The 27,000-nt window shown below is 69.9% G+C and carries 26 protein-coding genes; 13 read left to right on the forward strand and 13 right to left on the reverse strand.

The genetic code is table 11. From position 1 onward, the window contains the following. The first annotated feature begins 91 nt into the window (after nucleotides 1-91). Genes ACGFIO_RS08250 through ACGFIO_RS08280 form a run of 7 tightly spaced genes read left to right on the forward strand, consistent with a single transcriptional unit; the run spans nucleotide 92 to nucleotide 10,266 of the window. Nucleotides 92-1,597, forward strand: a complete 1,506-nt coding sequence (locus ACGFIO_RS08250) for a GMC family oxidoreductase (protein ID WP_392823675.1) — start codon at nucleotides 92-94, stop codon at nucleotides 1,595-1,597. A gap of 13 nt (nucleotides 1,598-1,610) precedes the next feature. Further along, on the forward strand, nucleotides 1,611-2,645 hold the full coding sequence (locus ACGFIO_RS08255) for a glycine betaine/L-proline ABC transporter ATP-binding protein (protein WP_392823678.1): 1,035 nt from the start codon (nucleotides 1,611-1,613) through the stop codon (nucleotides 2,643-2,645). A gap of 8 nt (nucleotides 2,646-2,653) precedes the next feature. After that, nucleotides 2,654-4,552, forward strand: a complete 1,899-nt coding sequence (locus tag ACGFIO_RS08260; protein WP_392824346.1) for an ABC transporter permease — start codon at nucleotides 2,654-2,656, stop codon at nucleotides 4,550-4,552. Beyond that, nucleotides 4,549-5,514: an ABC transporter substrate-binding protein gene (locus tag ACGFIO_RS08265; protein WP_392823681.1), complete on the forward strand. Its 966-nt coding sequence runs from the start codon at nucleotides 4,549-4,551 to the stop codon at nucleotides 5,512-5,514. The genes ACGFIO_RS08260 and ACGFIO_RS08265 overlap by 4 nt, the downstream gene beginning before the upstream one ends. Further along, a complete protein-coding gene (locus tag ACGFIO_RS08270) occupies nucleotides 5,496-8,006 on the forward strand; it encodes an FAD-dependent oxidoreductase (protein ID WP_392823684.1) in 2,511 nt (836 codons plus the stop codon). The genes ACGFIO_RS08265 and ACGFIO_RS08270 overlap by 19 nt, the downstream gene beginning before the upstream one ends. An 11-nt stretch (nucleotides 8,007-8,017) precedes the next feature. Then, nucleotides 8,018-9,163, forward strand: a complete 1,146-nt coding sequence (gene solA / locus ACGFIO_RS08275; RefSeq protein ID WP_392823686.1) for an N-methyl-L-tryptophan oxidase — start codon at nucleotides 8,018-8,020, stop codon at nucleotides 9,161-9,163. Next, nucleotides 9,160-10,266, forward strand: coding sequence for an aromatic ring-hydroxylating dioxygenase subunit alpha (locus tag ACGFIO_RS08280; protein WP_392823688.1), 1,107 nt, complete (start codon nucleotides 9,160-9,162; stop codon nucleotides 10,264-10,266). Before solA ends, ACGFIO_RS08280 begins: the two co-directional genes overlap by 4 nt. Here the strand turns inward: ACGFIO_RS08280 and ACGFIO_RS08285 are convergent. Further along, nucleotides 10,263-10,481 carry a hypothetical protein gene (locus ACGFIO_RS08285; RefSeq protein ID WP_392823691.1) on the reverse strand — a complete coding sequence of 73 codons (219 nt, stop codon included), beginning with the start codon at nucleotides 10,479-10,481 and terminating at the stop codon, nucleotides 10,263-10,265. The genes ACGFIO_RS08280 and ACGFIO_RS08285 overlap by 4 nt on opposite strands. Nucleotides 10,482-10,549: 68 nt before the next feature. Then, nucleotides 10,550-11,068 carry a GNAT family N-acetyltransferase gene (locus tag ACGFIO_RS08290; protein WP_392823693.1) on the reverse strand — a complete coding sequence of 173 codons (519 nt, stop codon included), beginning with the start codon at nucleotides 11,066-11,068 and terminating at the stop codon, nucleotides 10,550-10,552. Nucleotides 11,069-11,105: 37 nt separating this feature from the next. Between ACGFIO_RS08290 and ACGFIO_RS08295 the strand changes: the two genes are divergently transcribed. Next, on the forward strand, nucleotides 11,106-12,977 hold the full coding sequence (locus ACGFIO_RS08295; RefSeq protein ID WP_392824349.1) for an AMP-binding protein: 1,872 nt from the start codon (nucleotides 11,106-11,108) through the stop codon (nucleotides 12,975-12,977). Here the strand turns inward: ACGFIO_RS08295 and ACGFIO_RS08300 are convergent. The 5 genes from ACGFIO_RS08300 to ACGFIO_RS08320 all read right to left on the reverse strand — a co-directional run bounded on the left by ACGFIO_RS08300 (nucleotide 12,954) and on the right by ACGFIO_RS08320 (nucleotide 16,265). Next, complete coding sequence (locus tag ACGFIO_RS08300; RefSeq protein WP_392823696.1) at nucleotides 12,954-13,793, reverse strand: YybH family protein; 840 nt, start codon at nucleotides 13,791-13,793, stop codon at nucleotides 12,954-12,956. The genes ACGFIO_RS08295 and ACGFIO_RS08300 overlap by 24 nt on opposite strands. Nucleotides 13,794-13,822: 29 nt before the next feature. Next, complete coding sequence (locus tag ACGFIO_RS08305) at nucleotides 13,823-14,419, reverse strand: chloramphenicol phosphotransferase CPT family protein (RefSeq protein ID WP_392823698.1); 597 nt, start codon at nucleotides 14,417-14,419, stop codon at nucleotides 13,823-13,825. 387 nt (nucleotides 14,420-14,806) lie between these two features. Continuing rightward, on the reverse strand, nucleotides 14,807-15,340 hold the full coding sequence (locus ACGFIO_RS08310; RefSeq protein ID WP_392823701.1) for a hypothetical protein: 534 nt from the start codon (nucleotides 15,338-15,340) through the stop codon (nucleotides 14,807-14,809). Nucleotides 15,341-15,413: 73 nt separating this feature from the next. Beyond that, nucleotides 15,414-16,043: an ATP-dependent Clp protease proteolytic subunit gene (locus tag ACGFIO_RS08315; protein WP_392823703.1), complete on the reverse strand. Its 630-nt coding sequence runs from the start codon at nucleotides 16,041-16,043 to the stop codon at nucleotides 15,414-15,416. A gap of 90 nt (nucleotides 16,044-16,133) precedes the next feature. Further along, a complete protein-coding gene (locus tag ACGFIO_RS08320; RefSeq protein ID WP_392823704.1) occupies nucleotides 16,134-16,265 on the reverse strand; it encodes a hypothetical protein in 132 nt (43 codons plus the stop codon). Between the two features lie 127 nt (nucleotides 16,266-16,392). On the opposite strand from ACGFIO_RS08320, the gene ACGFIO_RS08325 reads away from it, so the two are divergent. The 3 genes from ACGFIO_RS08325 to ACGFIO_RS08335 all read left to right on the forward strand — a co-directional run bounded on the left by ACGFIO_RS08325 (nucleotide 16,393) and on the right by ACGFIO_RS08335 (nucleotide 19,262). Next, nucleotides 16,393-17,349 carry a GlxA family transcriptional regulator gene (locus tag ACGFIO_RS08325; RefSeq protein WP_392823707.1) on the forward strand — a complete coding sequence of 319 codons (957 nt, stop codon included), beginning with the start codon at nucleotides 16,393-16,395 and terminating at the stop codon, nucleotides 17,347-17,349. Continuing rightward, complete coding sequence (locus ACGFIO_RS08330; RefSeq protein WP_392823709.1) at nucleotides 17,346-18,695, forward strand: glucose-6-phosphate dehydrogenase; 1,350 nt, start codon at nucleotides 17,346-17,348, stop codon at nucleotides 18,693-18,695. The genes ACGFIO_RS08325 and ACGFIO_RS08330 overlap by 4 nt, the downstream gene beginning before the upstream one ends. 219 nt (nucleotides 18,696-18,914) lie before the next feature. After that, nucleotides 18,915-19,262 (forward strand): DUF6204 family protein, encoded by a 348-nt coding sequence (locus ACGFIO_RS08335; protein WP_392823712.1) that lies wholly within the window; start codon nucleotides 18,915-18,917, stop codon nucleotides 19,260-19,262. A 195-nt stretch (nucleotides 19,263-19,457) separates the two neighbouring features. Here the strand turns inward: ACGFIO_RS08335 and ACGFIO_RS08340 are convergent, their stop codons facing one another. Then, the gene (locus ACGFIO_RS08340) at nucleotides 19,458-20,987 is read right to left on the reverse strand and encodes a hypothetical protein (RefSeq protein WP_392823714.1); all 1,530 of its coding nucleotides are present in this window, start codon (nucleotides 20,985-20,987) and stop codon (nucleotides 19,458-19,460) included. A 12-nt stretch (nucleotides 20,988-20,999) separates the two neighbouring features. On the opposite strand from ACGFIO_RS08340, the gene ACGFIO_RS08345 reads away from it, so the two are divergent. Together ACGFIO_RS08345 and ACGFIO_RS08350 are read left to right on the forward strand one after the other, a co-directional pair. Next, nucleotides 21,000-21,539: a TetR/AcrR family transcriptional regulator gene (locus tag ACGFIO_RS08345; protein WP_392823717.1), complete on the forward strand. Its 540-nt coding sequence runs from the start codon at nucleotides 21,000-21,002 to the stop codon at nucleotides 21,537-21,539. Nucleotides 21,540-22,082: 543 nt separating this feature from the next. Beyond that, nucleotides 22,083-22,388, forward strand: a complete 306-nt coding sequence (locus tag ACGFIO_RS08350) for a hypothetical protein (RefSeq protein WP_392823719.1) — start codon at nucleotides 22,083-22,085, stop codon at nucleotides 22,386-22,388. Between the two features lie 140 nt (nucleotides 22,389-22,528). Here ACGFIO_RS08350 and ACGFIO_RS08355 read toward each other — a convergent pair whose 3' ends face one another. Genes ACGFIO_RS08355 through ACGFIO_RS08375 form a run of 5 tightly spaced genes read right to left on the reverse strand, consistent with a single transcriptional unit; the run spans nucleotide 22,529 to nucleotide 26,999 of the window. Further along, a complete protein-coding gene (locus tag ACGFIO_RS08355) occupies nucleotides 22,529-23,653 on the reverse strand; it encodes an ABC transporter substrate-binding protein (protein WP_392823722.1) in 1,125 nt (374 codons plus the stop codon). Then, nucleotides 23,646-24,398 carry an ABC transporter permease gene (locus ACGFIO_RS08360; protein ID WP_392823724.1) on the reverse strand — a complete coding sequence of 251 codons (753 nt, stop codon included), beginning with the start codon at nucleotides 24,396-24,398 and terminating at the stop codon, nucleotides 23,646-23,648. The genes ACGFIO_RS08355 and ACGFIO_RS08360 overlap by 8 nt, the downstream gene beginning before the upstream one ends. Beyond that, entirely contained in the window at nucleotides 24,395-25,168 is a 774-nt protein-coding gene (locus tag ACGFIO_RS08365; RefSeq protein ID WP_392823727.1) for an ABC transporter ATP-binding protein, read from the reverse strand. The genes ACGFIO_RS08360 and ACGFIO_RS08365 overlap by 4 nt, the downstream gene beginning before the upstream one ends. After that, nucleotides 25,165-26,007: an ABC transporter permease gene (locus ACGFIO_RS08370; RefSeq protein WP_392823729.1), complete on the reverse strand. Its 843-nt coding sequence runs from the start codon at nucleotides 26,005-26,007 to the stop codon at nucleotides 25,165-25,167. Before ACGFIO_RS08370 ends, ACGFIO_RS08365 begins: the two co-directional genes overlap by 4 nt. Beyond that, nucleotides 26,004-26,999 carry a TIGR03842 family LLM class F420-dependent oxidoreductase gene (locus tag ACGFIO_RS08375; RefSeq protein WP_392823732.1) on the reverse strand — a complete coding sequence of 332 codons (996 nt, stop codon included), beginning with the start codon at nucleotides 26,997-26,999 and terminating at the stop codon, nucleotides 26,004-26,006. Before ACGFIO_RS08375 ends, ACGFIO_RS08370 begins: the two co-directional genes overlap by 4 nt. Between the last annotated feature and the right edge of the window lies 1 nt (nucleotide 27,000).

The raw sequence follows: 27,000 nt of genomic DNA on the forward strand, positions 1-27,000 counted from the left end.
GGTCAGCGATTTGTTGCACTGAGGTAAAAGTCTCAGTGTTCGATTGACGACAGTGCGTGAACCATCTTTAGTGATCTCCGGATCACGGAAGGTGGGGGCACTGAGCACAGTCGAGTACGACGTCGTGGTCGTCGGTGGAGGCACGGCCGGCGCGGTGGTGGCATCCCGGATTTCGGCCGATCCGCAGGTCAGCGTCTGCGTGATCGAGGGTGGACCGTCGGATGTGGGCGACGACCGGGTGCTGCGCCTGCGCAACTGGATCAATCTGCTCGAGTCCGAGTTCGACTATGACTACGGGACAGTGCCGCAGCCGCGGGGGAATTCGCACATCAGGCACAGCCGGGCGAAGGTGCTGGGCGGCTGCTCGTCGCACAACACCATGATCAGCCTGTTGCCGCCGCCGGGCGACTTCGCCGACTGGGTGGCGGCGGGGGCGGACGGCTGGTCGTACCCGGAAATGCTGCCGTACTGGCACCGCCTGGCCGTGAACATCGTGCCGGTGGCCGAGCGCAACGCGCTGGCCGTGGACTTCGTCGAGGCCGCGCACAAGGCCCTCGACGTGCCGGTGATCGCCGACCTGAACGCCGCGCCCTTCGCCGGTGGCACCGGCTTCTTCCCGGTCGGTTACCACCCCGAGACGGGCGTCCGCTCGTCGTCCTCGGTGGCCTACCTGCACCCCCACCTGGACCGTCCGAACCTGACGATCATGACCGACACCTGGGCGTCCAAGCTGGAGACGGATCAAGACCGGATCACGGGGGTACGCACGGACAGGGGCGTCATCCGAGGCCGCGAGTACGTGCTCAGCGCCGGCGCCGTCGACACCCCGCGCCTACTGCTGCTCAGCGGCATCGGCCCGGCCGGCGACCTGCGCGGCGTCGGCATCGACGTCGAGCACGACCTGCCCGGCGTGGGCGAGCACCTGCTGGACCACCCGGAGTCGCTGATCCTGTGGGAGGCCGGCCGTCCGGTGCCGACGGAGTCCGCGATGGACGCCGACGCCGGCCTCTTCGTGCGCCGCGACAGCAGCGACCCGCGCCCGGATCTGATGTTCCACCTCTACCAGATCCCGTTCACCGTGCACACCGAGCGCCTCGGCTACGACGTCCCGGCGCACGGCTTCGGCATGACCCCGAACATCCCGCGCCCGCGCAGCTCCGGCAAGTTGTCGCTGGTCGACGCCAACCCGGCGACCAAGCCGGCCCTCGACTTCCGCTACTTCACCGACCCCGACGGCTACGACGAGCGGACCATCGTCGACGGCCTGAAGATCGCGCGTGAGGTCGCCGCCACCGAGCCGTTCGCGTCGTGGATCAAGCGCGAGATCGCGCCCGGGCCTTCGGTCACCACAGACCAGGAGCTTTCCGCGTACGGACGGGCCGTCCACCACACGGTCTACCACCCCGTCGGGACGTGCCGGATGGGTGCCGCCGACGATCCGCTGGCCGTGGTCGATCCCCGGCTGCGGCTGCGCGGCTTCACCAACGTCCGGATCGCGGACGCCTCCGTGCTGCCGACCATGACCTCGGTGAACCCGGTCGTGGCGGTGCTCATGATCGGCGAGAAGGCAGCCGACCTGATCTCCCAGGACTTCTGACCAGAGGACAGCAGTGAATCCCACGATCAAGGTCGACCACCTATGGAAGGTGTTCGGTCTCAAGCCCGAGCGGGTGCCCGGAACCGAGCTCGGCCGGCTGCCCCGCGCCGAGCTGCGGGCCAGGACGGGCTGCGTGGCCGCGGTCCGCGACGTCAGCTTCGAGGTGGCGCCGGGCGAAGTCTTCGTCGTCATGGGCCTGTCCGGCAGCGGCAAGTCGACGCTGGTCCGGTGCCTGACCCGGTTGATCGAGCCGACCAGCGGCGACGTGTCGATCGACGGCGAGGACGTCCGCACGATGAGCCCGAAGCGGCTGCGCGAGCTGCGCCGGCACCGGGTGGCGATGGTGTTCCAGCACTTCGGGCTGCTGCCGCACCGGCCGGTGGTGGACAACGTGGCCTACGGGCTGGAGATCCAGGGCGTCGGCAAGGCGAAACGGCACGAGCGGGCGGCCGAGGTGCTCGAGCTGGTCGGGCTGGACGGGCACGAGCAGCACTACCCGGACCAGCTCTCCGGCGGCATGCAGCAGCGGGTCGGTCTGGCCCGGGCGCTGGCCACCGACCCGGCCGTGCTGCTGTTCGACGAGCCGTTCAGTGCGCTCGACCCGCTGATCCGGCGGGACATGCAGGCCGAGGTGCGGCGGTTGCACGCCGAGGTGGGCAAGACGCTGGTCTTCATCACCCACGACCTGTCCGAGGCGCTCAGCCTGGGCGATCGGATCGCGGTCATGCGCGACGGCGATCTGGTTCAGGTGGGTACGCCGGAAGAGCTGGTCGGCGAGCCGGCCGACGACTACGTGGCCGACTTCGTCCGTGAGGTGCCGCGCGCCGACGTGCTGACGTTGCGGCGCATCGTCCGGCCGCTCGGTGACGGCGAGCAGACCGAGGACAAGCCGCTGCCCGCGGGGACGGTGATCCGGGACGCGGTGTCACGGGTGCTTGGCGCTTCACGGCCGATCGCGGTGGTGGACGGCACCTCGACGATCGGTGTGGTCGACGCGGGGCAGCTGGTGCCGGCGCTGATCGGCCATCGGCCCCAGGTGCACGCGTGACCGCGACAGTGGCTGCCGCTACCACGACCGTGTCAGGAGCAGCACCGGCTCGGCGGCGAGTGGGACGGCGTACCCTCATCGCCGTTTTGATCTTGATCTTCGTCGTTCTGTATCTCGTTTTCCGGACCGATGGGGCGGCCGACTCGGACGACGCCTGGGCGTTCCGGTTCCTGACCGATGTGCGCGGCTGGGTCGACGCCAACCGCGACACCAGCCCCGTCTTCCTGTACGGGCTGAACTACCTGCGGCTCGGCGTGGTCGTGCTGGTCGGCGCGGTGCAGAGCCTGCTGTACGGGCTGGGCGCGATCGGCCTGATCACGGTGCTCGGCGCGCTCGCCCTGGTGCTGGCCGGCTGGCGGACCGCGCTGCTGGCGGTCGGCGGATTCGTCGCGCTGGGCCTGCTCGACCTGTGGTCGGAGAGCGTCGACACGCTGGTGCTGACGCTGTCCGCGGTGGTGCTGTCGGTGCTGATCGGCGTGCCGCTGGGCATCCTGGCCGCGCGGGTGCGGTGGGTCGGCGCGGCCCTGCGCCCGCTGCTGGACGTCATGCAGATTCTGCCGACCTTCGCCTACCTGGCCCCGATGACCCTGCTGTTCCTGATCGGCGAGCCGGCCGCGATCATCGCCACGCTGATCTACGCGGTGCCGGCCACCATCCGGATCACCCAGCTCGGCATCTCCGAGGTTTCGGCGACGACAGTGGAGGCGGCCACCGCGCTCGGCTCGACCCGGTGGCAGGTGCTGCGCAAGGTACGCCTGCCGATGGCCCGGCCGACGCTGGTGCTCGCGGTCAACCAGACGATCATGATGGCGCTGTCCATGGTGGTGGTCACCGCCCTGATCGACGCGCCCGGGCTGGGCCTGAACATCGTCGTCGCGCTGGAGCGGGTCAACGTGGGCGCCGCCTTCGACGCCGGCGTCGCCATCGTGGTCCTGGCCATCGTCCTCGACCGGGTGACCACCAACGCGGCCGCCCGCCGGGTCTCCCGCCGCCTGTTCCTGCTGGGACCGCTCGCTCTGCTGATCGCCGCCTTGATCGTCGGCTTTTCGGAAGATTTCCCGGGCGACTGGCGGTTCTCCTTCGCCGGGCCGGTCAATGACGCGACCAAGTGGGCCGAGCTGCACTGGTACGGCGCCACCGAGGCGATCAAGAACGTGATCACGGCCGGGCTGCTCAACCCGCTCGAGTCGTTGCTCGTGACCACTCCGTGGTGGCTGCTGGTCGCCGTGGTGCTGGTCTTCGGGCTGGTCACCGGGGGCTGGCGGACGGCCGTGATCGCCGCGCTGGCCACCGCCGGGCTGTCCGGGCTGGGCCTGTGGCAGCACTCGATGCAGACGCTGGCCACGGTCCTGGTGGCGACCGTGATGACAATGCTGATCGGCGTACTCCTCGGGGTCTTCTCGGCCCGGCACGACCGCTTCGCCGGCGGCCTGCGACCCCTGCTCGACGCGGCCCAGACCATGCCGTCGTTCGTCTACCTGCTGCCCGCGGTCGCGTTGTTCGGCGCGACCCGGTTCACCGCGATCGTGGCCGCCGTGATCTACGCCGTCCCGCCGGTGGTGCGGCTGGTCGAACGCGGCATCCGCGACGTGCCCGCGACAGTGGTCGAGGCGGCCCGCTCGGCCGGCTCGACGCCGCGGCAACTCCTCTGGAAAGTACAGCTCCCGATGGCCCGCGGCGGCCTGCTCCTCGCCACCAACCAGGGCATCGTCATGGTGCTCGCGATGGTCGTGGTGGGCGGACTGGTCGGTGCGGGCGCATTGGGTTACGACGTGGTGGCCGGGTTCGCGCAACGCGAGGACTTCGGCAAGGGATTGGCCGCCGGCCTCGCGATCGTCCTGCTGGGCATCCTCCTCGACCGGCTCACGCAGGGTTTCTCCCAACGGAAGAAGGTTTTTCGGTCATGAAGATTCGGATCCTTGCCGCCGCCCTCACGGCGGCAAGTCTCGCCCTCACCGCGGGTTGCGGTGGCGCGAAGTCGGACGCGGGGGCGGCGACCGACAGCGGCGCGAAGGGCGAGAAGGGCACGGTCAAGCTCGCCGTCAACCCCTGGGTGGGGTACGAGGCGAACGCGGCCGTGCTGGCCTACCTGCTCGACAAGGAGCTGGGCTACAAGGTGGAGAAGAAGAACCTCAAGGAGGAGATCTCCTGGCAGGGCTTCGAGACCGGTGAGGTCGACGCGATCGTGGAGAACTGGGGCCACGACGACCTGAAGAAGACGTACATCGAGGACAAGAAGGTGGCGGTCGAGGTCGGTCCCACCGGCAACCAGGGTGTGATCGGCTGGTACGTCCCCGAGTGGATGGCCCAGCAGTACCCGGACATCACCGACTACAAGAACCTCAACAAGTACGCCAACCTCTTCAAGACCTCGGAGTCCGGCGACAAGGGCCAGCTACTCGACGGCGACCCGTCGTTCGTCACCAACGACGCCGCGCTGGTCGCCAACAACAAGCTCAACTACAAGGTCGTCTACTCCGGCAGCGAGGCCGCCATCATCAAGGCGGCGCAGCAGGCCACGGCCCAGAAGAAGCCGCTGCTGTTCTACTTCTACGAGCCGCAGTGGCTGTTCGCCAAGGAGAAGTACGTGCGGGTGAAGCTGCCCGCCTACACCGACGGGTGCGACAAGGACCCGAAGAAGGTCGCCTGCGACTACCCGGACTACAAGCTGGACAAGATCGTCAGCAAGAAGTTCGCGGACACCGGCGGCGACGCGTACACCCTGATCAAGAACTTCTCCTGGACCAACGACGACCAGAACAAGGTCTCCGACTACATCACCAACCAGGGCATGACGGCCGACAAGGCCGCCGAGAAGTGGGTCAAGGAGAACGAGGCGAAGTGGAAGGCGTGGCTTCCCGCAAAGTAGTCGTCGTCGGGGCGGGCATCGTCGGCTGTGCGCTGGCCGACGAGCTCACCCTGCGCGGCCTGACCGACGTGACAGTTCTCGAGCAGGGCCCGCTGTTCGCGACCGGCGGTTCCAGCTCGCACGCGCCGGGACTGGTCTTCCAGACCAACCCGTCGCGGACCATGTCCCGGCTCGCTCAATACACCGTGGACAAGTACGTCGAACTGGGTTGCTTCGATCAGGTCGGCAGTCTCGAGGTGGCGACCACGCCGGAACGGCTCGCGGAGCTGCACCGGCGCCACGGGTTCGCCACCTCGTGGGGGATTCCGGCGCGTCTGCTCAACGCGTCCTCGTCCCGCCGGCTCTACCCGCTGCTCGGGGACTCGGTCCTCGGCGGCTTGCACGTTCCGGGGGACGGCCTGGCTCGGGCCGTCCCCGCCGGGGAAGCACAGGCGCTGCGGGCTCAGGCCCGCGGCGCGGTGTTCCACCCCTACTCCCGCGTGGTGTCCATCGCGGTCGAGGACGGCCGTGTCACCGGTGTCCAGACCCCCGACGCCTTCTTCCCGGCCGACATCGTGGTGTCCTGCGCCGGCTTCTGGGGTCCCTCGGTCGGCACGCTGGCCCAGGTCCAGATCCCGCTGCTGCCCATGGCCCACCAGTACGCGCATACCTCCTCGGTCGGTACGCCGCCCTCGGTGATTCTCCGCCACCAAGATCAAGACCTCTACTTCCGCGCGTACGACGACGGCCACCTGGGCGTGGGTTCGTACCTCCACGAACCGATGCCGATCGACGTCGACGCCATCGAGGACTCGACCCTCGCCTTCACCCCCGCCTCCTTCGCCTCATCCTGGGACGCGGCACGGGACCTGCTGCCCGTTCTGACCGGTGCAACGGTCGAATCCGGCTTCAACGGCGTCTTCTCGTTCACGCCGGACGGGTTCCCGCTGCTCGGCGAGTCGCCGTCGGTGCGCGGTTTCTGGTCGGCCGAAGCCGTCTGGGTGACCCACTCGGCCGGTGTCGGCCGGGCCGTGGCCGAGTGGATCGTGGACGGCCGCCCGTCGCTCGACCTGCACGAGTGCGATCTCAACCGGTTCCACGAGTCGCAGCTCTCCCCCGCCTACGTGCACGAGCGGTCGGTGCGCGGCTTCGTCGAGGTGTACGACATCCTGCACCCGCTCGACCCGCCGTCCGTGCGCAACGTGCGGACCAGCGCTTTCCACCCGCGGCAGGTCGCGCTGGGCGCGGTCTTCGGCGAGGGCGCCGGCTGGGAGCGCCCCCTCTGGTACGAGTCCAACGCCGCCTCCTCGCCCCTTTGCTCTGCTCACCAATGGTCGCCACCCTCCGATCCGAGCTCCACCGCGCTGACCTCGTCTTTCACCGCCGGGTCGGCCCAGGACTCCACCGCGTCGGCGCCCTCCGGCCAGGAAGCCGCAGGTCAGGGAGGGGGCGACTGCAGGTGCGCAGAGCAAAGGGGGCGGGAGAGGGACTCGTGGTCGGGGAAGCACTGGTCGCCGATCGCCGCCACCGAGGCGCGGATCACGCGGGAGCAGGTGGCGGTCTACGACATGACGCCGTTGATGCGACTGGAAGTGGTCGGTCCGGTGTCGTTCCTGCAGGGGCTGACCACCAACAACGTCGACAAGCCGGTTGGCACGGTGGTCTACACACTGCTGCTGGACCACGCGGGCGGGATTCTCTCGGACATCACCGTCGCGCGGCTGGGCGAGAATCGGTTCCAGGTCGGCGTCAACGGGATGCTCGACCTGCACTGGTTGCGCGAGCACGCGCCGGACGGCGTCGCGATCCGGGACATCACCGGCGGGACGTGCGGGCTGGGCGTGTGGGGGCCGCTGGCCCGGGAACTGGTCGCGCCGCTGACCGACATCGACGTGTCGCACCAGGCGTTCGGGTACTTCAAGGCGCGGCAAGGGCACATCGGGACCGTTCCGGTCACCATGCTGCGGGTCTCGTACGTCGGTGAGCTCGGCTGGGAGATCTACGCGAGCGCCGACCAGGGGCTGAAACTGTGGGACACGCTGTTCGAGGCCGGGGCCGGCCTGGGCGTCATTCCGGCCGGGCGGGCGGCGTTCAACAGCCTGCGGCTGGAGAAGGGCTACCGGCTCTGGGGTACGGACATGACGCCGGAGGATGACCCGTACCAGAGCGGTCTGGGGTTCGCCGTGCGGCTGGACAGCGGCGACTTCGTCGGGCGGGCGGCGCTGGCGGACCGGGCCGAACCGGAGCGGAAGCTCACCTGTCTGGTGCTGGAGGACGAGGGCTGCGTGCCGATGGGCAAGGAGCCGGTGTTCGTTTCCGGGACAGCGATTGGATTTGTAACGAGCGCCGCCTACGGTCACACCATAGGGTCACCAATCGCCTACGCGTGGTTGCCGACGTCGGCCGCCGCGCCGGGGACGAGCGTACAAATCGGATATTTTGATCGTCTGCTCTCCGCCACCGTGGCCGCGGAGCCTCTGGTCGACCCGAGGATGGAACGGATCCGGCGTTAGGGAGGTCGCGCGTGGCGGCTTATGACGTGATCGTGGTCGGGCTGGGCGGCATGGGCAGCGCGACCGCCTACCATCTGGCCACACGGGGGCACCGGGTGCTCGGGCTGGAGAAGTTCGGGCCGGCCCACGATCAGGGGGCCAGCCACGGCGGGTCGCGGATCACCCGGCAGTCGTACTTCGAGGGCCCGGACTACGTGCCGCTGCTGCTGCGGGCGTACGAGCTGTTCGACCAACTGGCCCAGGACTCGGGGCGGGAGGTCATCCGGCGGACCGGCGGAGTGATGTGCGGGCTGCCGTCGAGCCGGACCGTCTCGGGCAGCCGGGCCAGCGCCGAGCAGTGGGGGCTGCCGCACGAGATGCTGTCGGCCGCCGATCTGCGCAAGCGGTTCCCGACGCTCAGCCCGCTGCCCGACGAGGTCGCGCTGTTCGAGGAGAACGCCGGATTCGTACGCCCGGAAGAGACCGTGTCGGCGCACATCGCGCTGGCCACCGCGGCCGGCGCCGAGCTGCTCTTCGACACGCCCATGCTGTCCTTCGCGTCCTCGGCTTCCGGCGTCACCGTCGAGACCACGGCCGGTTCCTTCACCGCCGGGCAGCTCGTGATCACCCCGGGGCCGTGGGCGCCGCAACTGCTGGCCGACCTGGGGGTGCCGTTCACCATCGAGCGGCAGATCCAGTACTGGTTCCAGCCCACCGGCGGCACCCGGCCGTTCGAGGACCACCCGATCTACATCTGGGAGGCCGCCGACGGCACCCAGGTGTACGGGTTCCCGGCCATCGACGGGCCGGACGGCGGCGCCAAGATCGCCTTCTTCCGGCACGGCACCGCGACCACCCCGGAGACCATCGACCGGTCGGTGCACCCGGCCGAGATCGCCGACATGGCGGCCGCTGCCGGCCGCCACCTCCCGCTGCTCCCCGGGCGGTTCCTCCGGGCCAAGACCTGCCTCTACAGCAACACCCCGGACGAGCACTTCGTCATCGCCCGGCACCCGGCCCACCCGGCGGTGACCGTGGCGGCCGGCTTCTCCGGGCACGGCTTCAAATTCGTACCGGTCGTCGGCGAGATCGTCGCGGACCTGGCCACCACCGGCACGACCCGGCACCCCATCTCGTTGTTCGACCCCCGCCGTTTTCTTGAGGTGATCCCGTCGTGACCACACCTTCGCTGATCCCCACCTTGCCCGGCCACTACTACACGGACCCCATTGTCTTCGGAACCGAACAGGAGCGGATCTTCGAGCAGATGTGGTTCTGCGCCGTCCGCTCCTCCGACATCGGTTCGCCCGGCCAGTTCCGCACGGTCCAGGTCGGTCAGGAGAACATCCTGGTCACCCGCTCGACGTCCGGGGCGCCCCGCGCCTTCCTGAACGTCTGCCGGCATCGGGGCGCCCAGCTCTGCGCCTCGTCCGAGGGCTCGGTCAAACGGACGTTCCGCTGCATGTACCACGCCTGGGCGTACGACCTCGACGGCAGACTGGTCGCAGCGCCCAACCTGGTCAAGATGCCGGACATCGACCGCGTCGAGTACGGACTGCACCCGATCCACGTACGCGAATGGCTCGGCTACGTCTGGCTGACCCTGGCCGCCGACCCGCCGTCCTTCTCCGACGAGGTCATGGGCGCCTGCGTCGAACGCCTGGGCGACCTGGAGTCGATCGAACGCTACCGGCTCGACGAGCTGACCGTCGGCCGCCGCATCCGCTACGACGTGGCCGCCAACTGGAAGCTGATCATCGAGAACTTCATGGAGTGCTACCACTGCGCGACGATCCACCCCGAGCTGACGCGCGTGCTGCCGGAGTTCGCCGGCGGGTACGCGGCGCAGTACTACGTCGGCCACGGCGCCGAGTTCGGTCCGGCCGTCGAGGGCTTCACCGTCGACGGCCGCGCCGGGGTCGCCGCCATCGACACGATCACGTCGGACCAGGACCGGCGCTACTACGCCATCACGATCAAGCCGCAGGTCTTCATCAACCTGGTCCCCGACCACGTCATCTTCCACCGGATGTTCCCGCTGGCCGCCGACCGCACCATCGTCGAGTGCGACTGGTTGTTCCGGCCCGACGTGGTCGCCTCGGGCACCGACCTGGACGCGTCGGTCGAGCTCTTCGACCGGGTCAACCGCCAGGACTTCGAGGCCTGCGAACGCTGCCAGCCCGGCATGTCGTCGCGGAGCTACCGGACCGGCGGGGTGCTGGTGCCCAGCGAACACCACATCGGCGCCTTCCACGACTGGGTCAAGGCCCTCCTCGTCTAGCGCTCGCCTTCAGCGAGGACCGGGACGGGGAGATCGTCGAGGTCGCGGTGGTTGTCGACGGTGAGGCCGGCGACCACCGCGTACCGGCTCGGGCCCAGGTCTGAGATCTCGACGTCGGGCAGCTCGACCAGCGCCGCCGCCAGCCGGGGGCCGTTACGCCGATGCACCTCCGGCTGCGGCCGGGAACTCGGGTCGAACCGCAGCCAGGCATCCACGTACGTGCTGATCTCGGCCGCGAGTGGGTCACGGCGTGCGAGGGCCCAGCCCGGACCTGACCGGAACGTCAGCGCAGCGACTTGCGCATCCGGACCAGAGGGACGGGCGCGCCGCCGGAATCGTCGGTCAGGTGCTCGAGCGGCTGGTAGCCGGCCGCCTCGTAGAGGGGGCGGCCGGCCAGGGTGGCCATCAGGCTGACCGACGTGAAGCCCTCGGCCGCGGCGGCCTGCTCGCAACGGGTCAGGATCAGGCGGCCGACGCCCCGGCGGGTGAAGGACGGGTGGGTGTACATGGCGCGGATACGGGCCGGGTCGAGGAGCGCGGCGTCGCGGCCGGCGGAATGGTCGCCGCCGTACAGGGTGGCGCGGCGGCTCCAGCCTCCGCAGCCGGCGTAGGACGGGCCGGACAGGACCGCGTAATAGGTGCCGTCGTCGATCAGCTGCGTGTCCAGGCCCATGATCGCGCGGCTGGACGCGACCTGGGCGGGGGTCAGGAACGGGCGCAGCAGCTCGGTGGTCGCGGCCTCGATCAGGGGACGCAGGGCGGGCAGGTCGGCGGGGGTGGCCGGACGGATCGTGAACCGCATGGCGTCAAGTGTGAACGGCGCGCAAGATGAGCTGATGATGGGTGACTACCGGCAGGCGTACGAGCGCAGCATGCGTGACCCGATCGGATTCTGGCGGGACGCCGCCACGGCCATCGACTGGATTCGCGCGCCGGAGCAGATTCTCGACGACAGCGCGGCCCCCATCTTCCGCTGGTATCCGGACGGCGTGCTGAACACCTGCCACAATGCGCTCGACCGGCATGTCGACGCCGGGGCGGGCGAACGGACGGCGCTCATTTACGACAGTCCGGTGACCGGCGTGCTCCGGGCGTACACGTATCGGGAATTGCGCGACGAAGTCGCTGTTTTCGCCGGCGCCCTGAAACAGCAGGGGGTGGCCCCGGGCGACCGGGTCGTCATCTACATGGCGATGGTGCCCGAGGCGGTGATCGCGATGCTCGCCTGCGCCCGGATCGGCGCGGTGCATTCGGTGGTGTTCGGCGGCTTCGGGGCCAAGGAACTGGCCGCGCGCATCGACGACGCCCAGCCCAGCGTGATCGTGGCGAGTTCGTGCGGGGTCGAGCCGACGCGGGTCGTGCCCTATCAGCCGATGCTCGACGCCGCACTGGAAATCGCCACCCACCGGCCGCGGAAACGCATTGTCCAGCAGCGGCCGCAGCAGCTTTTCGAGTTGCGGGAGGGTGATGTCACCTGGGACGAGGCCGTGCGTTCGGCCGAGCCGGCGGAATGCGAGGCGGTGCACGCCACCGACCCGCTCTATCTGCTTTACACCTCGGGTACGACCGGGCGGCCGAAAGGCGTGGTCCGCGACAACGGCGGCCACGCGGTCGCCCTGCGCTATTCGATGGCGGCGGTGTTCGCGGCCGGGCCGGGCGACGTCTTCTGGGCGGCGTCCGACGTCGGCTGGGTGGTCGGCCATTCGTACATCGTCTATGCCCCTCTGCTGACCGGCGCGACCACCGTTCTCTACGAAGGAAAACCGGTCGGAACCCCGGACGCGGGCGCATTCTGGCGGGTCGTCGCGCAACACGGTGTCAACGTCATGTTCACCGCCCCGACGGCCATTCGCGCCATCAAGAAGGAGGACCCCGACGGCAAACTGCTCGACGGGTACGACCTGAGCCCGCTACGCCACCTCTTCCTGGCCGGCGAGCGCCTGGATCCGGAGACGTACGCGTGGGCCGGCGCCCGGCTCGGCGTACCCGTGATCGACAACTGGTGGCAGACCGAGACCGGCTGGCCCATCGCGGCCGGCCCCCGTGGTCTCGAGGAGCTGCCGACCCGCGCCGGCTCGCCGTCGTTCCCGGTGCCCGGCTTCCGCGTCCGCGTGGTCGACGGCGCGGGCGCCGACGTGCCGGCCGGCACCGACGGCGCGATTGTGATCGGCCTGCCGCTGCCGCCCGGCTGCCTGCCCACCCTGTGGGGTGACGACCAGCGTTACGTCGCGTCCTATCTATCGGCGTTCCCCGGCAACTACCTGACCGGCGACGGCGGCCGCTTCGACGCCGACGGCTACCTGTACGTGATGGGCCGCACCGACGACGTGATCAACGTGGCCGGCCACCGCCTGTCCACCGGCGCGATGGAGGAGGTGCTCGCCGCGCATCCGGCCGTCGCCGAGTGCGCGGTGTTCGGCGTGCACGACCCACTCAAGGGCCAGGTGCCGCGCGGGCTGGTGGTGCTCAAGGCCGGCGCCACGGTCGATCCGGCCGAGCTGGTCGCCCTGGTCCGCGCGCAGATCGGCGCGGTCGCGGCGCTGCGGCGCATCGACGTCGTGCCCGCCCTGCCGAAGACCCGCTCCGGCAAAATTCTCCGCGGGACGATGCGAGGCATCGCCGACGGCCGCGACGAGCCGGTGCCCTCGACCATCGAGGACCCGGCCGTCCTGGACGCGTTGCGGCCGCTACTGGGCCGCGACGGGAAATGACACGTGCTGGTGGACCATCAGCCACCGGCCGGCGCGGCGCTGGAAGACGCGCGTACCCCGGGAACGGGTTTCTCCCATGTGGTTGAGCCCCCACGCGACGGCCAGGTCGCCGGCCACGTGAATGGTCAGATCCGGGGTGGTGAAACTGATGTCGCCGGCGCTCGGGGCCAGCCCGCTCCGGCACGATTCGCGGACGGCGGCGGCGCCCCGATATTCGAGCGGTTCCTGATGCTCGTAGGAGACGACGTCGTCGGCGATGTCCGCCATCATCGCGTCCAGGTCCCGTGCCGCGGTGGCCCGTGACCAGCCGTCGTGAATAGCCCGGATCTCTTCCGCGCCGCTCCCGCTCTCGTCCCTGCTTTCGTAGCTGCCCTCGTTACTGCCCTCGTCGCTGCTCTCGTCGGTGCTCTCGTCGGTGCTCTCGTCGGTGCTCTCGTCGGTGAAGGAGTGGTGTTCGTGCTGAACGACCCAAACCCCTTCCTTTTTCTGTACGCCGACCGTCAGGCGCAACCGCTGCCGTCCGATCTCGCCGGGCCGCCCGCATTTCAGCAACGCGTACGCGTACCCGGCATCGTCGCCGGCCACCACCGCCAGTTCGACGATCTCGAAGAGCGCCCCGCTCGCCTGCCACGCGAAAAACGGCCGCCACGACTCCCGATAGGCGTCGATGCCGCGCACCCCCTCGTAGGGCGGCGGCACATCGAACATCACAATGTCGTCGGCGTGCCGATCCAGAACGGCCTCCATCACACCGGCGTGCACGGCCGCCGCCCAGCGGACAATCAGTTCCCTGATCTCGTTCTCGTTGTCACTCATGCCCTTGTAACCCGGGCCGGCCCGGAAACTCATCGCACATGCCGGATCGCCTCACCCGGACCCGCCGCGAGCCGGTCCGCGATCCGCTCGGCGCATTCCTCCGGGCTGAGCTCCGAGGTGTCCACTTCCAGGTCATAAACCCCATGCCGGTGTACGGCCTCATGCCACAGTTCGACCGGATGGCGTACCCCCGAACCTGGCGTGAAACCGGCACCGCCCCACGTGGCGCGCCGCCGCTCCAGGGCGACGTCGACCGGGCACCGCACCCCGACGAACAGCACTGGCAGCCCGGCCAACTGCATGGCACATCGCGCCAGCACTCCCAGCGGTCGCGAGTAGTCATCGTGGTGCACGGCATCGACGACCACGTTGAACCCGAGCCGGCTGTGCGCCGCGATCGACGCGTACATCGCGCGGTACCCCTCGACGACGAACGCCTCCAGATCCGGCCGTTCCCCACCCGGCCGCAACCCGATGCCCGGCCCCAGCCGGGCGGGCGCCATCCGCATGAAGACGTCCACCCCGAGGTTCAGCCACACGCCGTCGAACGTCCCCTGCATCACCGCCGCGATGCTCGACTTCCCGGCCCGCGGCGGCCCGTTGAGAATCACAATCTGTCCGTCCACAGCGCCGTCAGCCTACGACCTAGCGGCGTCCAGGCGACGATCTAGCGGCGTCCAGGCGACGATCTAGCGGCGCGCCATCCGGCGGGCGGGGCCGGTCGGCGGTGGTCGGCGCCGAGAAACGGGCTGACTGCGGCGGATCGGGTGGGCTACTCGCTGGAATGAGAATTTCGAGCGCCGCCACGGTGACCGCACGGGACATCGACGACCCGCTCACCTGGAGCGGTGACACCCGCAGGTGCCGATTCCGCCCGCGGTAGAAGGTGGATCACACCGGGGAACGGAACGGGCCGCTGGAGGTGCCGATTCCGCCCGCGGTCGAAGGTGGATCACACCGGGGAACGGAACGGGCCGCTGGAGGTGCCGATTCCGCCCGCGGTCGAAGGTGGATCACACCGGGGAGCGGGACGGGCCGCTGGCCGAAGGCTGACGTTGCCGGCCCAGCCACAGTGGCGTCAGGCCGGCGCCGACGATGAGGGCGGCGATGGGCAGCAGGTCCAGGTTGATCGGGATGGCCGCGAAGCCGATCAGGACCAGGATCGGGGACCAGATCGGCAGACTGCCGGCCACCACGTGCCGGATCAGCAGGGTGAGCAGGCCGACCTCGAAGAGCGCGGGACCGAGGCTCTGCACGAGACCGGGGGCGTTGGGGAACGCGGACACCAGGTCGTGGGTGATCACCCAGAGGAAGAGGACAGCCCCGGCGGCCGTGACCACCGTGGCGATCGTGGTCAACGGGCCGGGGTGAGCGCGGCGGAGGCGGTCGGCCAGCACAGTGAACAGGACGATGGCGACCCAGAAGGCGGCGTGGCCGATCGCCCAGGCGATGCCGTTGTGCCGGTCGCCGTCGAGGCCGTCGGCCCAGCGGCACACTCCGTAGGCGAGCATCAGCGCCGGAGCGGCGTACGCGAGGAACTTCGTCATGGTCGCAGCCTCGCGTGGACCGACGGCCTGGAGCCATCGGGGTTTCCCCTTGAAGAACCCGGAGCCGCCGGGGTCAGGCGCTGGCCGCGGCGAGCAGGCTCTTCTTGCGGCTGGGCAGGACCACGTCGACGATGCCGTACTCCTTGGCCTCGTCGGCCGTCATGATCTTGTCGCGGTCGATGTCGCGGACGACCTTCTCCAGGGGCTGGCCGGTGCGCTCGGCCAGCAGGTGTTCCATCTGCTGGCGCATGCGCATGATCTCTTTGGCCTGGATCTCGAGGTCGGAGCCCTGACCCTGGGTGCCACCGAGGGCGGGCTGGTGGATCATCACTCGGGAGTTGGGCAGGGCCAGCCGTTTGCCGGGGGTGCCGCCGGCCAGCAGGATCGCCGCCGCCGAGGCCGCCTGGCCCAGGCACACCGTGGTGATGTCGGGGCGGACGTACTGCATGGTGTCGTAGATCGCGGTCATCGCCGTGTACGAGCCGCCGGGTGAGTTGATGTAGATGGTGATGTCACGGTCGGGTTCGGTGCCCTCGAGCGTGAGCAGCTGGGCCATCACATCGTTGGCGGAGGTGTCGTCCACCTGCACGCCGAGGAAGATGATGCGGTCCTCGAACATCTTGGTGTACGGATCCTTGGACGCGGTCCCGTACGAGGTCCGCTCGGTGAACGACGGCACCACATAACGACTCTGCGGGTTCATGCTCCGACATTAGGCAGGCGGGCCGGATTTGACCCGCCTGTTCGCCCTGAGCGTGTTCGCCGAGAGCAGAGAGCCCGGGCACAGGCCCGGCTACTCCCACCGACCGGCGCGCGTGCCGTTGAGGGAGGGCTTCCAGTCCGCGCTGTCCCGGCTGTCGGCGACCAGGCCGAACCGGGAGGCGAGGGCGATGAGTACGAGGAAAAGCAGCACGCCGAGAGCCATGATGATCACTCCTGAGCTGGGGTTTTGTTGCCTACAGGAGAAGTCTGCGCCGCCACCGCGGAGGACGACAGTGGCAGCGATGCCACACATCTACAAAATCCTGCCAGTTCCGATTAGGCTGGTCGGCATGCTGCGGAAAGTGGCCGTGATCGCCCTCGACGACGTCGCCGTCTTCGAGCTGGGCGTGCTGTGTGAGCTCTTCGGGTACGACCGCACCGCCGAGGGGCTGCCCGGGTACGAGTACACCGTCTGCACGCCGGACGGCGCTCCCGTGCGTACCCATGCCGGGTTTTCGATCGTCCCCGACCACGACCTCGCGCCGGCCGACGACGCCGACCTGGTCGCGATCGTGCCCTACGGCACCGGCCGCGAGCCGCCGGCCGAAGTCCTCGACACCCTGCGCCGCGCCCACGCCCGTGGCGCCTGGGTGATGAGCGTGTGCACCGGCGCGTTCGCCCTCGGCGCGGCCGGCCTGCTCGACGACCGCCGCTGCACCACCCACTGGCGGCACACCGACGAGCTGGCCGCGCGGTTCCCGCGGGCCAAGGTCGACCCGGGCGTGCTCTACGTCGCCGACGGCACCATCCTGACCAGCGCCGGCACCGCCGCCAGCGTGGACGCCGGCCTGCATCTGATCCGCGAGGAACAGGGCTCGGCCGTCGCCACCACCATCGCCCGGCGGATGGTCGTGCCACCGCACCGCGACGGCGGCCAGGCGCAGTTCATCGAGTCGCCGGTGATGCCGGTCGAGTGCGAGACGCTGCAGCCGGTCCTGACCCGGGTGCTGGAGACGCTGCAGGAGGCACACACCGTCGAGACGATGGCGGTGCTGGCGCACATGGCCCCGCGTACCTTCGCCCGCAAGTTCCGGTCCGAGACCGGCGCCACCCCGCACGACTGGCTGACCGGCCAGCGGCTGCTGCTCGCCCGCCGCCTGCTCGAAGACTCCGACCTGGGCGTCGACAGCATCGCCGTACGCGCGGGCTTCGGCAGCGCCGCCACCCTGCGCCACCACTTCGCGCAGCGACTCAGCACCACCCCGCAGGCGTACCGCGGCACGTTCCGGGGAACACTCCACGCATGACCCAACCCACGGTGTTCGTGCTGTTCGGGGCGACCGGCGACCTGGCCCGGCGGATGGTCCTCCCGGCGTTCCACACCCTCGCCGAAGAGGGCCTGCTGCCGGCGAAGTGGATGCTCGTCGGGAATGGGCGCGGTGACATCGCCCACGACGAGTTCCAGCGCAACGTGCACGAGGCCCTCGACGGCAAGCCGTCCAAGGAGTTCCTGAGCCGGCTGCGCTTCGCCGGCGGCGGCTTCGACACCCTGCAGCCGGTCATCGAGGAGGCGCACCGCGAGCTCGGCACCCGGGCCCAGCTCGTGCACTACCTGGCCATCCCGCCGGTCGCGTTTCCCGACACCACGCGGGCGCTGGGTGACCTCGGCCTGGCCGAGGGAGCACGAGTGGTGTACGAGAAACCGTTCGGCACGTCGCCCGACGGCTTCCGCAAACTGGACCGTCTCGTGCACAAGATCCTGGACGAGGATCAGGTCTACCGCATCGACCACTTCCTCGGTAAGGAGGCGACCCAGCAGCTGCACGTGCTGCGCTTCGCCAACGAGATGATCGGCGCCATGTGGGACCGCCAGCACATCGAGAGCGTGCAGATCGACGTGCCCGAGACGCTCGGCGTGGCCGACCGGGCCGGCTTCTACGACGCCACCGGTGCGGTCCTCGACATGCTGGTCACGCACCTGTTCCAGGTGGCCGCCGAGGTCGCCATGGAACCGCCGGCGTCGCTGGCCGCCGAAGACCTGCAAGCCGCGCGAGAGAAGGTCATCCGCGCGTTCCGCCCGCTCGACCCGGCCGAAGTGGTGCTCGGCCAGTTCCAGGGCTACAAGGACATCAAGGGCATCGCGCCGCGGTCGCGCACCGACACGTACGTCGCGGCCCGGCTATGGATCGACAACCCCCGATGGCGCGGCGTGCCGTTCCTGTTGCGCACTGGCAAGCGGCTCGCGCAGAGCGCGCAACAGGTCTCACTGATCTTGCGTACGCCGGACGGCCCGTTCGCCGCGGCCGCCCCCAACGTCCTCACGTTCTCGCTGGCCGGCGACGGCGAGATCGACCTGTCGCTGCAGGCCAAGAAGCCCGGCGTGGCACTCTCCCTCGACCCGGCCTCGGTCCGCCTCTCCTTGGGCCGGCTGCCCGACGCCGAACCCCTTCCCCCTTACGTACGCCTGATCCACGACGTCCTGATCGGCGACCGTTCCCTGTTCACCCGCCCCGACGGCCTGGCCGCCGCGTGGAAGGTGGTCACGCCGCTCCTCGAGTCCCGGCCACGCCTTATTTCGTACCCGCAAAAATCCTGGGGTCCGCCGAAGGCGCAGAAGCTGGCCGCCCCGCATCGCTGGCTCCTCGGCCCCTGATCCCGGCCCCCGCTCATCCCCTGGCGCCGTTTGGCCCGCCGGCCCCCGCCATCTGTCGGCCCCCTTCGCCTCTCGGCCGCCTTCCCCCTCACCTCTGACTCCTGACTCCTGACTCCTCGGTCTCCTTTGTTCCCGGTCTTCTTCGCTGCCGCCCCTCCAGGCGTGGCCCGCGACAAATTCCCTCGTCCTGCCCGGACCGGACCGCTAGCGTCGGCGGTCATGAGCCAGCGCACCATTCGGGTGACCGTCCGCGGCGCCTTCGCCGACCTGACCGGCGACCAGCGTGCCGCCCTGGTCGCCGGCCAGGCCGCCCACGATTTCCTGCACACGGTCTACACCCCCGAGGGCCACCTGACCTACGACCTGTCGGTGCGGCCGAACTTCGCGTTCCGGTTCGCGCTCGAGGCGGCCGAGGAGAAGGACATCCCGACGGCGGCCACCGAGGCCGAACTGGCGGCGATCACCTGGCTCGACGAGCACGGGTACGCGTACAAGGACGTCAAGGTCCAGACGGTCGACATGTCCCAGGTCCCGCTGGGCGCCCGCGGCCGCAAGCGAGACCGCTGAGCACCGATCACGGGCCGCCCGGCCGTGCGCCTCCCCGCGTCACGCCCGGCCGTGCGTCTCTCCCGTCACGCCCGGCCGTGCACCTCTCCCGTCACGCCCGGCCGTGCGCCTCTCCCGTCACGCCCGGCCGTGCACCTCCCGCGTCACGCCCGGCCGTGCACCTCCCGCGTCACGCCCGGCCGTGCACCTCCCGCGTCACGCCCGGTGGTGTGCCCCCCGCGTCACACCCCGGCCATAGCGGTCGGCGATCGTTGCGAAGGCGGCCTTCGGCTCCCACGGCATGTCCGGATAGGTGTCACCCATGCGGTCTTCGTAGACCTTGACCACCCCGGGGCTGGCAATGTCCAGGTCATACCTCGGGTCGCCGTCGGGACGATGCGGATAATTGCCCAGCGCGAAAAGGTGCACGAACGCACTGTCCACGCCCTCTTCGTCGAAGATGGTCAAGAGCTCGCCGATGTACGCGGCCTGCTCCCGCTCGTCGCGCTCGTAGTCGCCCCTCAGCCGCAGCGGCAGTCCGGTGGACGGGTCATGCTCCAGGATGTCCATGCTGTGCTGGGCCACATCTCCGGCGCCGCGCCAGGTGGCCGAGCCGAACCCGGTGATGGCCAGCGGCTTGGCGCTCGCCGCCAGTGTGCGAACCCCCTCGCGATAGCGGTCGGCCACCGCCGCCGAGCGGATCAGCTCGTACGTGATGATGTCGAACGGTTCCCAGTCGACGCCCTCGTACTGGATGGCCGCGTAGGTCACCCGCCCGTGGAACCGCGCGCGAATGCCAGGCAGCGCTTCGCGGAAAAACCCATTCAGCCGGGTACGAACGTCCGCGATGCGATCGGCCCTGGAGCCGGCGTCGCCACCCAGCCGGGCGCCCACGCCGCCACCAGCCCCGGCGCCCTCATCACCACCCAGCCGGGCGCCCACGCCGCGACCAACCTCGGAGCCAGCGTCACCACCCAGCCGACCGCCCACGCCGCCACCAACCCCGGAGCCAGCGTCGCCACGCACCCGACCAACCTCGGAGCCGGCGTCACCACCCAGCCGGGCGCCCACGCCGCCACCAGCCCCATCGCCGCCACCAGCCCCGTCGCCGCCACCAGCCCCGTCGCCGCCACCAGCCCCGTCGCCGTCATCACCACCGAGCCGAGCACGCGCGCGATCGGCACCGGTGGCGGCGCCGCCGAAGAGGTGGGCCAGGCGGTCGGGCAGCGTGTCGCCGGGGATGAAGCCGCGGGCCATCAGGCTCAGCTCGACGCCGGCGACGAAGACGACCTCGGCGCCTGCGGCCCGGAGGCGTTCGGCCTCGTCGGCGCAGGCGTTGAACAGGTCGCGGATCTCGTCGGGGGTGTGGCCGATGGGGTACGGCGAGAACCAGATCTCCAAGCCCAGTTCGGCGGCGAAACGGCCGGCCAGGGCCAACCGCGACGGGTCGGCGCCGATCAGGTGGACGGCGGTGCAGTGCAGGTCTTCGGCGATGATCCGCAGCTCTCGGCGGACCCGGTCGGGATCCAGGTGCTCGATCGAGTTTCGACCGTCGACGACGAAACCGGTGTCGTAGGCGATGCCCTTGGCGCGCATGTCAACCTCCCACAAAAGTGCGTGCACGCATGTTTGCGTGCACGCATCTTTCGTGTCAAGCTGAGGTTTGTGAGCGGGTTGCGGGAACAGAAAAAGCAGGCGACGCGGGCGGCACTGGGCGCGGCGGCGCTGCGACTGGCCCTGGAGCACGGTCCGGACAACGTGCGCGTCGACGACATCGCCGAGGCCGCGGGGGTCTCACCGCGGACGTACAACAACTACTTCTCCAGCCGCGAGCAGGCGATCGTGGCGGCGGTCGTCGCCGACCGGGCGGCCCGCATCGCCGACGCGGTCATCGACCACTCCGATGCCGGCACGCTGGCCGAGGCGGTCATCGAGGCGGTGGTGACGCAGCACGCCGCCCCGGGCGAACACGCGATGGACACCATCCTGATGATCACCAGCAGCCCGGCGTTGCGTTCCTGCTACGTCGACACGGTCGCGTCGATCGAGGGTCCGCTGGCCGAGGCCATCGTGGAGCGTTGCGTTCACCGGGCGCGCAACGGGTCCATGTCCCAGGGCGCCGACCCACTCGTCGCCCAGGTGCTGGCCACCAGTGTCGCGGCGGCGACAAAGGTGGCGCTCCGCCAGTGGTTGCGGCCGTCCGGCGTACCCGGATTGGTCGTGGTCTCCGGCACTCTGCCCGACCTGCTCCGCAAAGCCCTCACCCCGCTGGCCCCGGCCCTCGAAGCCGCCGGATAGGGCACGGGCCGAAGGGAAAGGCGCAGGCCGAAAGGCTCGGCTCGGAAAGCGCAGGCCGAAAGGCACAGGCCGGAAAGCGCAGGCCGAAAGGCACAGGCCGGAAAGCGCAGGCCGAAAGGCACAGGCCGAAAGGCTCGGCTCGAAGAAGCCCGCCGGCCGAAGGGAGAGTCGCCGACCGAGATGAATGCGCAGGCGAAGGCAGACGCGCCGGCAAGGGAGACCTCGCCGGCCGAAAGATGCGCGGCCGCACGACCCCACCGGCTGGCGGGAGGCCGCCGGCCAAGGAGGCGCCGCCGGCAGGAGGGAGGCCGCCGGCCGAAGGGAGAGTCGCCGGCAGGGGGAAGACGCCGGCCGAGGAGGCGCCGCCGGCAGGAGGGAAGCCACCGGCCGAGGAGGCGCCACCGGCAGGAGGGAAGCCACCGGCCGAGGAGGCGCCACCGGCAGGAGGGAAGCTCCGGGTGGAGAGGAGCACCGAATGATCTGTATCTGCCCGGCAAGATCGGCGCTCCTCCCCCTGCGAGTCACTGAGGAGGAGAGAGCGCGATGACTGTGCAGCAGATGGTGCGGGACGCCATGGCGGGGGCGGCGGGAGAGTCGGTCGAGGTCAAGGCGGCCATCGGGGCGGCGGCCGCGGCGAACAGTGTGCCGCCGCCGGCCGCTACCGAGATGGGGACGCTCTGGAAGATTCTTATTCTGGCCTTGTCGGTGGTGCTGGTGATCGCCCTGGCCGGGATCATCTGGACCGTAGTGGACGGCAAGGAGAGCACCAGCCCGGACGTGATCGTGACGGTGTTCTCGTCGGCCCTGTCGGGGATGCTGGGGCTCTTCGTGCGGTCGCCGAACTCCTAGAGATCGCCCGGGAGCTAGACAGCGCCCAGAGCCCGGCTCGGCCCGCCGGCTCGGGTGGCCGGCAGGCTCGGGTGGCCGGCAGGCTCGGGTGGCCGGCAGGCTCGGGCGTCGGCAGGAAAAGGCGGCCGGCAGGAAAAGGCCTACGCGCCGCCGGGTGAGAGGGTCACGGTCTGGGGCTGGAAGGTCGCGCCGTTGACGTCGACGCCGTTGGACTTGGCCTGCTCCACTGCCTGCTTGATGTAGTCGTTGGTGTAGGCCAGACCGGCCGGCTGCTTGGTCAGGACCGTGTCGCCGGTCTGGTTCTTCGTGCTCATCGACAGGTCGACGGTCTGCTTCCAGGCCGCCTCGTCGATCATGCCGATGCCGGTGGTGGACGGCCAGATCAGCTTGCTGGTCTCGTTCATCTGCCACAGCTGGTGGCTCTTGCCCAGCTTCGACCCGCGCGCGACGACCAGGTCGCGGCACTTCTCGGCGTTGTCCCGGCAGAACGCCCAGCCCTTGATCGTGCCGGTCAGAAACTTCACGGTCTGCTGCTGGTACGCCGGGTCGTTCAGCTTGTCGGTGCTGGCCCACACCGCGTCCTGCAGCATCGAGGTGCCGGCCGTCTTCCAGTCGATGATCTGGAACTTGTCGGGCGTGTAGGGCTTGCCGGTGGCCGGGTCGACCGCCTCCAGCAGCTGGGCGTACTCGTTGTAGCTCATCGCCTGGGCCGCGTCGATCTCCTTCTTGAGCAGCGCCTGCATGTCGAACTGCTGCTGGACCAGGGTGACGTCCTGGCCGGGGTCGAGCCCGGCCTTGGTCATGCCGGCGAACAGCTCGAACTCGTTGCCGAAGCCCCAGTTGCCGATCTTCTTGCCCTTGAAGTCGGCGGCCGACGTGATGCCGCTGTCCTTCCAGGCCACCTGGTAGGTGCCGCTGCGGGCGAAGATCTGCCCGACGTCGGTGATGTTGGCGCCCTGCTCGCGGGAGGCGAGGGCCTTGGGCACCCAGGCGACCGCATAGTCGGCCTTGCCCTGGGCGAGCACGGTCTGCGGCACGATGTCCACGCCGCCCTCGAGCAGCTGGACGTCGAGCCCCTGCTCTTTGTAGAAGCCCTGGTCGACCGCGGCGATGTAGCCGGCGAACTGAGCTTGGTAGAACCACTGCAGCTGGAGCTTGACCGGGGCGAGAGCGCCGCCCGAGGCGGTCGGCGTGGCGGGGGTGTCGGCGGTGCCGCAGGCGGCGAGAACCAGAAGGGAGGCCAGGAACAGGCGGGATTTACGCATGGGATCTCCAGGGCATCGCGAGTCGTTCGACGATGAGCGTGGTCAGGTAGAAGACGAGTCCGAGAAGGCAGGCGCCGACCACGAAGGCCCAGGCACGGGGGTACGCGGTGAACGACGCGGCGGAGGTGATCCGCGCGCCGAGCCCGTCCTGCAGTCCGCCGAAGTACTCGGCGACGACCGCGGCGATGACGGCCAGCGACGACGCCTGTCGCAGGCCGGTGAAGACGAAGGGCAGCGCGCCGGGGAGGCGGACCTTGCGGGCGAAGGTCCAGCCGGTGGCGGCATAGCTTTCCATCAATTCCCGGTGTACGGGCCGGACTTCGCGGAGTCCGCGGAGGGTGTTCACGAAGACCGGGAAGAACACGATGATCGCGGCGACGATGCGGCGGGGGAGGCTGCTGGTCGACTCGAACATGTTGTTGAGGATCGGGGCGAGCGCGATGATCGGCAGCGCGTTGAGCACCGCGGCGAACGGCACGCTGGCCTCGCTCAACGCCGCCGACCGGCTGGTCAGCATGGCCGCCAGGACGCCCAGCGCGGCTCCGCAGAACAGGCCGATCAGGGCGTTGGTGCCGCTGGCCAGGGCGGCGTCCCAGATGTTGCCGCGCTGGGCGATCAGCTCACGCCCGATGGCGCTGGGCGCGGGCAGGATGAACGGCGCGACCCGGCCCAGCGTGACGGTCAGCTCCCAGGCGGCCAGCAGCAGGAGGCCGAAGGCGAGAGGCGGGAGCAGGCGGCGGATCATCCGCGGAGCGCCTTGCGTACCGAGGTGATCGTGTCGAAGTAGGTCGCGGACTGCCGGACCGTCTCGTCGCGGTCGGGCAGGGCGACGTCGATGGTGGCGGTGATGCGGCCGGGGCGCGGCGACATCACCACGACCTTGCGTGACAGGAACACCGCCTCGGAGATGGAGTGGGTCACGAAGACCACCGCGGCGCCGGTCTTCGCGCAGATGGACAGCAGCTCGGTCTGGAGGCGTTCGCGGGTCATCTCGTCGAGGGCGCCGAACGGCTCGTCCATCAGCAGCAGCGGCGGTGACACGGCCAGCGCCCGGGCGATCGCCACCCGCTGCTGCATGCCGCCGGACAGCTGGGCCGGATAGTGTTTCGCGAAGTCACCCAGCCCGACCAGGTCGAGCATCTCCCGGGCGCGCGCGTTCCGCGAGGTGCGCGACATGCCGCGGAGTTCGAGTGGCAGCTCGACGTTGCGTTGGACCGTCCGCCATTCGAAGAGACCCGCCTGCTGGAACGCGATCCCGTACTCCTGCTTGCGGCGCGCCGCGGTGGCCGTGTCCCCCGCGACCGAGACCGAGCCGGACGTGGGCGGGATCAGATCGGCGATCAGCCGCAGCAGTGTGCTCTTACCGCAGCCGGACGGGCCGATCAGCGACACGAACTCGCCCGCCCCGACGGTCAGGTCCACGTCGGACAGCGCTGTCACCTCGTCGGGGCGGCCCGCGTTGAACACCTTCGTGACGCCGCTGAGGGAAACGGCCGTCGACGAAACCGTTGTCACAGCGTCGCCACCTCCACCCGCCGTCGGTGCCGCATCAGCGGCAGTTCCAGGAGACTGACCAGGCCGGCGACCACCAGTCCGAGGACGGCGGCGCCGAGCATGGCGGTGTAGACCTTGGCCGGGTCCGAGGTCGCCTCCCGGGCGTACTCGATGACGAGGCGGCCGATTCCTCCGCGCGTACCCGTCGAGATCTCCCCCACCACCGCGCCCACGACGGCGGCCGCGCCGGCCAGCCGCAGCGCGGGGAACAGGTAGGGCAGCGACGCCGGCAGGCGGAGTTTGACCAGTGTGCGCCACCAGCCGGCGGCGTAGCTGCGCATCAGCTCCACGCCGGCCGCCGACGGCGACTGCAGTCCGCGCAGCATGCCCACGGCGACCGGGAAGAAGGCCAGGTAGGCGGCGATCACCGCGACGGTCGCCCAGGCCGGGAGGATGGTGCCGCCCCAGCCCGCGATGAGCGGCGCCAGCGCGACGAGGGGCACGGTCTGCGAGAGGATGACGTACGGAAGGAGCCCGCGTTCCACGATCACGAACCGTTGCATGGCCACGGCCAGCAGCAGACCGATGACCGTGCCGGCGGCGAACCCGGCGGCCGTGATGCCCAGCGTGAACAGGCAGGCCCGCAGCACCACGGTCCACACCGGACTTCCGCCGGTCAGTTCCGGCTGCCCGAGGCGGGAGAGCACGGTCCACACGTGCGGCATGGACAGGTCGTCGGCCCGGGGCAGGACCCGTACCCCGAGCAGCACCGTCCCGTCGGGGTCACCGACGGCCTTGTACCCCTCCCAGAGCAGGACGAAGATGAGCAGTCCACCGATCGCGAAGAGGACCCTCCTCACGAGAACGCCGGTATGACGTCGGATCCGTAGGCGGACAGCGTCTCCTCCTTGGCGTCGTGCTGGAGATAGACGGCGAACTGGTCGACGCCCAGGTCCCGCAGCTCGGTCAGCCGCTTGACGTGGCCGGCGACCGGGCCGAGCACACAGAACCGGTCGACCACCTCGTCCGGCACGAATGTGGTGTGCGTGTTGCCGGCCCGGCCGTGCTCGCTGTAGTCGTACCCCTCGCGGGCTTTGATGTAGTCGGTCAATGCCTTGGGTACGGCCCCGTCGCCGCCGTAGCGGGCCACGATGTCGGCCACGTGGTTGCCGACCATGCCGCCGAACCATCGCGTCTGCTCACGTTGATGGGCCAGGTCGTCGCCGACGTAGGCCGGTGCGGCCACGCAGAATTTGATCGCCGCCGGATCGCGCCCGGAGTCGGCCGCGGCTCGGCGGACCGCCTTGATCATCCACTCCGCGATGTCCGGGTCGGCGAGCTGAAGGATGTAGCCGTCGCCGGCCTCGCCGGTGAGCGCGAGAGCCTTCGGCCCGTAGGCGGCGACCCAGACCTCCAGCCGGCTTGCCGCGGCCCAGTCCAGGCGCAACTCGCGGCCGCGCAGAGAAACCGCCCGGCCGTTGGCGAGATCGCGGATCACCCCGATGCTCTCGCGCAGCTGAGCGAGCGAGTTCGGCGGCTTGCCGATCACCCGCAGCGCCGAGTCGCCCCGGCCGATGCCGCAGATGGTGCGGTTGCCGTACATCTCGTTGAGGGTGGCGAACTGGGCGGCGATCACCGTCCAGTCCCGGGTGCCCGGGTTGGTGACCATGGGGCCGACCACCACTCGTTGCGTGGCGGCAAGAATCGCCGAGTAGATGACGAACGGTTCCTGCCACAGCACGTGCGAGTCGAACGTCCACACGTGGCTGAAACCGAGCGCCTCGGCCTGCTTCGCGTACTCGACGACCTGCCTGGCCGGCGGATCGTTCTGCAACACCACACCGATGTCCATG

Source organism: Actinoplanes sp. NPDC049265, assembly GCF_043197135.1.
GTDB lineage: Bacteria > Actinomycetota > Actinomycetes > Mycobacteriales > Micromonosporaceae > Actinoplanes.